Genomic DNA, 5,443 nt, shown 5'->3' on the forward strand with positions numbered 1-5,443 from the left:
GTGCCGCCGGACCCGCCACAGGTACCAGCCGGCGACCACCGCGATCGACAGCGCGATGACGGGCTCCACGACGCTCGCGGGTACGTCGACCAGACCGAGGGCGGCGAGCATGAACGTCACCGAGTGCGCCAGCGTGAAGCTCGTCGCCGCGAGCACGATCTCCCGCAGCCGCCGTGACCCGGCGATGAGCGCCAGCAGGAACAGGATGTGGTCGATCCCGGTCAGCAGATGCTCCGCGCCCAGCCGGAAGAACTCCCAGAACCGCTCGTACCACGCCTGTCCCATCGAGAAGGACGGGTGCTCGGCGTCGAGCGCGGCACTGCCCGAGCGGCCGTCGATCTCGTACGTGACGATCGTCTTGGTGCCCTTGACGTATGTCTCGGAGTCGGGGAACAGCCCGCTGCGCACCTCGCGGTCGTCGCCCCCCGCCGGGCAGGCCCAGTCGAGCAGCAGGTGCGCGTACGGTACGCCCTCCCGCCGGCCGATCGTGAAGTCGCCCGCCTGCGTCGCCGTACAGGCCTCGCCGCCGCCGGAGGCGATCGTGAAGCGCTTGGTGACATACGAGACGGCCGACTTCGCGTGGGCGTTGAGCGCCGCGCCCTGTGCGGCGGTGTCACCGTCCTCGAACGCGGCGTTCCCCGTCTGGAAGAGCGGGTCGTCGTCCTCGTAGTCGGCGGCGGACACGACGAACAGGTCGTATTCCAGCTCCAGTTCCGTCCGTATATGACCGCCGTCGAGGCCCCCGCCGGCACCGCCGTCGCCCCCGGTGGTGATGTGGGCGTACACGGTGGAGGTGAAGCCGTGGGCGAGCGCCGGCTGACCGGCGCCCAGGAGAGCGATCACGGCCGCGGTGATCAGGACTGTGGCGCGGCGGACCCGTTGTGACATGTGGAGTGACTCCTTCAGGTTGCCTGTGCACGGTGCATGTCATGGATGAACACGGACCGGCCCGTCGGCGAAGAACGGAAGAACAACCGCAAGAACGACACCCGCGGATGAAGACCGCAGAGGACGGCATAGGAGGATGCAGGCGCACCATCCACCACCACTGGGAGGAAGATCGCTTTGCGCCCCCCGCTTCGGGCCGCTGCCACGCTGGCCGCGGCCGCCGCGCTGGTCACCGGATGCAGCTCCGGCGACGACTGGTCGCGGCCGCATCCCAAGCCCTCTGCCATCGGGACTCTCGGCCCGGGGTTCGTCAAGCCCTCCGCCACGCCCGTCCCGGAGTCGACCACCACACCGCGGCCCGGCTCCTGGTCCGGGGTGCACCCGTCGGAGGACTACCGCGTGGTCCTGCTCACCTACGGGGACGACCGCCCGACCAAAACCCTGGTGAAGGCGGTCGAGGACTGGGCCGAGGACGAGCACGTCGACCTCAGGACGGTGGTCGCCGACAACCCGCACGACTTCATTCCCAGCATCACCGAGGCCCGCGAGATGCGCCCCGACCTGATCGTCAGCGCGGGCAACGACCTGATCGACCCGCTCGCGACGGTCACCCCGAACCACCTGGACCAGCGGTTCCTCGTCGTGGGCGCGGAACTGGCCGAGCCCACCCACAACGTCACGTCGGTCGACTGGTCCGGCGCGTCGTTCCGTGGCGAAGGGCTCGGGATGTCGTCGACGTACGACGCCAAGTCGTTCACCGCGGAGCGTTGCGCGGCGGCGATCAGGGCGGGTGTCGCGGCGGTGCTGAACGACCTGACGGGGATCGTGATCTGGCTGGACGACGTGTAGGGGCCCAGGGGGCCGTCCTCAGTCGCCGGACAGGCTTGCTGTGTCCTCGATCGCCGGACAGGCCGGCTGTGCTGTTGTCCTCGATCGCCGGACAGGCCGGCTGTGTTGTGTCCTCAATCGCCGGACGGGCTGGTTTATGCGCCCTGTCACGGGCGGCGTGAAAGCGTTGAAGGGTTGTGCAGACCCTGACTCACTGCTGACGCACACACCTCCGACAAGGCAGACTGTCGAAGGCGAAACCGGCAGCACCGGGAGCAGGGGGAGCTATGGACCGTGACGGCGGGCCGCGCGTACCGGAGCAGCGGGCTCCGGGGGTGCCGGGGAACACCGCGGAACTGCGCTTCAGCGTGCTCGGACCCGTACGCGCCTGGCGCGCCGGCGAACCGCTGTCGTCCGGGTCGCCCCAGCAACGCGCCCTGCTCGCCGCCCTGTTGATGCGGGACGGGCGGACCGCGACCGCCAGTGAGCTGATCGACGCCCTGTGGGGCGACGAACCGCCGTCGCAGGCGCTCGCCGCGGTACGGACATACGCCTCGCGGCTGCGCAAGGTGCTCACCCCGGGCGTGCTGATCACCGAGGCCGGCGGATACGCCCTGCGCACCTCGCCCGACTCCCTCGATCTGAACATCGCGCGGGACCTGGCCGCCGACGCGGACAAGGCGCGCGCCGCCGGGGACCGTTATCTGGCCCGTACGCTGATCAACAAGTCGCTCGGCCTGTGGGACGGCGAGGCGCTCGCCTCCGTACCCGGCCCGTACGCCGACAACCAGCGCACCCGGCTTGAGGAATGGCGTCTCCAGCTCACCGAGACCCGGCTCGATCTGGACCTGGAGGTCGGCCGGCACGCGGAGGCCGTCTCCGAGCTGACCGCGCTCACCGCCGCGCACCCGCTCCGCGAACGGCTGCGCGAGCTGCTGATGCTGGCGCTCTACCGCAGCGGCCGGCAGGCCGAGGCGCTCGCCGCATACGCCGACACGCGCCGCCTCCTCGCCGACGAACTGGGCGTCGACCCGCGCCCCGAACTCTCCCAGCTCCAGCAGCGGATACTGCAGGCCGACGCGGAACTGGCCCGGCCGGTGGAGGAGCCCGCCCCCGTCCACGCCGTCCGCAGGCCCGCCCAGCTCCCGGCCACCGTGCCGGACTTCACCGGCCGGGCCTCCTTCGTACGGGAGCTGGGCGACCGGCTCACCGCCGCCGGCGGATCCGTGATGGCCGTCTCCGCGCTCGCCGGCATCGGCGGGGTCGGCAAGACGACGCTGGCGGTGCATGTCGCGCACGCGGCGCGGGCGCACTTCCCGGACGGGCAGTTGTACGTCGACCTCCAGGGCGCCGGTGCGCGGGCGGCCGAGCCGGAGACGGTGCTGGGCGCGTTCCTGCGGGCCCTGGGCACCCCCGACACCGCCATCCCCGACTCGCTCGACGAACGCTCCGCGCTCTACCGCTCGACGCTCGACGGCCGCCGCATCCTCGTCCTGCTGGACAACGCGCACGACGCGGCGCAGGTACGGCCGCTGCTGCCCGGTACGGAAGGGTGCGCGGCGCTGGTCACCAGCCGGGTGCGGATGGTCGACCTCGCGGGCGCGCACCTCGTCGACCTCGATGTGATGTCGCCGGACGAGGCGCTCCAGCTCTTCACCCGGATCGTCGGCGAGGAGCGGGTCACCTCGGAGCGCAAGGCGGCGCTGGACGTGGTGGCGGCGTGCGGCTTCCTGCCGCTGGCGATCCGGATCGCGGCGTCCCGGCTGGCGGCGCGCCGTACGTGGACGGTCTCGGTCCTGGCGGCGAAGCTCGCGGACGAGCGGCGGCGGCTGGACGAGCTCCAGGCGGGTGACCTCGCGGTCAAGGCGACCTTCGAACTCGGCTACGGCGCGCTGGACCGGGCCCAGGCGCGCGCCTTCCGCCTGCTCGGCCTCGCGGACGGCCCGGACCTCTCCCTGGCCGCGGCGGCCGCCGTCCTGGACCTGCCGCTCCAGGACACCGAGGACCTGCTGGAGTCCCTGGTCGACACCTCCCTCCTCGAATCCGCCGCCCCTGGCCGCTACCGCTACCACGACCTCGTACGCCTCTACGCGCGTGCCTGCGCCGAACGCGACGAACAGCCCCCGACGGAACGCGAGTCGGCGATGTCCCGGCTGCTGGACTTCTACCTGGCGACGGCGGCGCGGGTGTACGCGCTGGAGCGGCCGGGGGACCGTACGGTCGACCACCTGGAGCCCACCCGCTACCCGGGGCGGCAGTTCGACGACGGAGCCGTCGCGCTGGACTGGCTGCATTCGGAAGCCGGGTCGATCCTGGCCTGTGCGCAGCAGTCCCTCGGCGCGGACATGCTGCGGCGGGCGGTGGATCTCCTGCTGGCCTCCAAGGACCTCGCCGAGTCCGGCGCGAGTTCGAAGCGGTTCGAGGCCGCGGCGACGGCGGCGCGGGATGCCGCCGCCGCCATCGGGGACGAGCACGCGGAGGGGCGCGCCCGGGTGACGCTCGCGCAGGTGCACAACAGCGCGGGCCGGTTCGAGGCGGCGGGGACGGAGGCGCGCCGCGCCGCCGAACTCAAGCCGGCGCAGCCGGACGCCTGGATCGCCAGCAACCTGCCCAACGAGCTGGGGATCATCGCCAATTGCACCGACCAGTACGAGGCGGGCGAGGAATACCTGCTGGAGGCGATCGAGGCGTTCCGCGCCGACCGGAACCGGCCCGGTGAGGCGAGCGCCCTGTGCAACCTCTCCCGGGTCGTCGCGTCCATGGGACGCACCTCCGACGCCGTGAAACTGGCGCAGCAGGGTGTCGCCATATACGACGAACTGGGGCTCACCCTGCGCCTCGCCAACGCCCGGTACGCGCTGGGCATCGTCCTCACCCAGTCGGGACGGTACCCGGAAGCGCTGGAGCAGCTCTCCGAGGCGCTCAATGTCTTCGTGGACACGCGGCAGCGCCTCTGGGAGGGGACGACCCACTTCCGTATCGCCCAGGTCCATCTGTCGGCGCGCCGCCCCGCCAACGCGGCACAGCACGCCGAGCAGGCCCTCACGACCGGCTTCATCGGCGGTGAGTGGATGCACGCGAACGCCCTGACGCTGCTGGGCAAGTCGCTGCGCAGCCTCGGCCAGCTCGACCGCGCGCAGGTCTGCTGGCAGGAGGCGCTGGCCATTCACGAGCAGCTCGACGGGGCGGGGGCGGCGGAGGTACGGCTGCTCCTCTCGCCCCTCAAGGCGGCCTGAGAACCGTCCGGCTGGGCGTTCATCGATTGTTTATGCGTAGCTGCGAGGCTCGGTACACGATCCGTCGCCTCGGGGGGCAGACGGGTTGGTCACGCGCTACACCCACGGGGGGTGGGGCGCACCGAATCGCCCGTTCGGCGACCTCCGGGGGAGCCGCCGAACGGGCGATTGCAGCCAGTGCACGCCAAGTTCCAGGAGAGATCCCAGATATGAGCGATGTGACGAAGAACAACGAGGACATCACCACACTGGACAGCCACTCGCCGATCCTGCCGCCCACCAAGGCCACGGACGCCACCACCCAGGGCGACAGCCACTCGCCGTCCACGCCGGCGAAGGAAACGGACGTCACCACGCAGGGCGACAGCCACTCGCCGACGCCGCCGGCCGGCGAGTCCGAGATCACGACGATGGACAGCCACTCGCCCGCCCCGCCCAAGCCCTGACCAGTTCCGACGGGGAGCGGCCGCGGCGGCGCGGAGGGGGAGCCG

4 protein-coding genes are annotated in these 5,443 nt (G+C 71.7%); 3 read left to right on the plus strand and 1 reads right to left on the minus strand.

What is annotated here, in order from left to right:
• The coding region (locus ACFU9P_RS25440) for a HupE/UreJ family protein (RefSeq protein WP_384084839.1) at window positions 1-888 on the minus strand (888 nt) is incomplete at its 3' end.
• Between the two features lie 177 nt (window positions 889-1,065).
• Between ACFU9P_RS25440 and ACFU9P_RS25445 the strand changes: the two genes are divergently transcribed.
• From ACFU9P_RS25445 to ACFU9P_RS25455, 3 genes are all read left to right on the plus strand, one after another.
• Entirely contained in the window at window positions 1,066-1,737 is a 672-nt protein-coding gene (locus ACFU9P_RS25445) for a hypothetical protein (protein ID WP_384084842.1), read from the plus strand.
• A gap of 266 nt (window positions 1,738-2,003) precedes the next feature.
• Window positions 2,004-4,952, plus strand: coding sequence for a BTAD domain-containing putative transcriptional regulator (locus tag ACFU9P_RS25450; protein ID WP_376377511.1), 2,949 nt, complete (start codon window positions 2,004-2,006; stop codon window positions 4,950-4,952).
• Window positions 4,953-5,161: 209 nt separating this feature from the next.
• On the plus strand, window positions 5,162-5,398 hold the full coding sequence (locus tag ACFU9P_RS25455) for a sigma-like protein (RefSeq protein WP_376377509.1): 237 nt from the start codon (window positions 5,162-5,164) through the stop codon (window positions 5,396-5,398).
• Window positions 5,399-5,443 lie beyond the last annotated feature (45 nt).

It is taken from the genome of Streptomyces sp. NPDC057617 (assembly GCF_042800555.1).
In the GTDB taxonomy this organism is placed as follows: Bacteria; Actinomycetota; Actinomycetes; order Streptomycetales; family Streptomycetaceae; genus Streptomyces.

Coding starts and splice junctions, on each gene's coding strand:
- ACFU9P_RS25450 (WP_376377511.1), top strand. CDS start 2,004: ATGGACCGTGACGGCGGGCCGCGCGTACCGGAGCAGCGGGCTCCGGGG.
- ACFU9P_RS25455 (WP_376377509.1), top strand. CDS start 5,162: ATGAGCGATGTGACGAAGAACAACGAGGACATCACCACACTGGACAGC.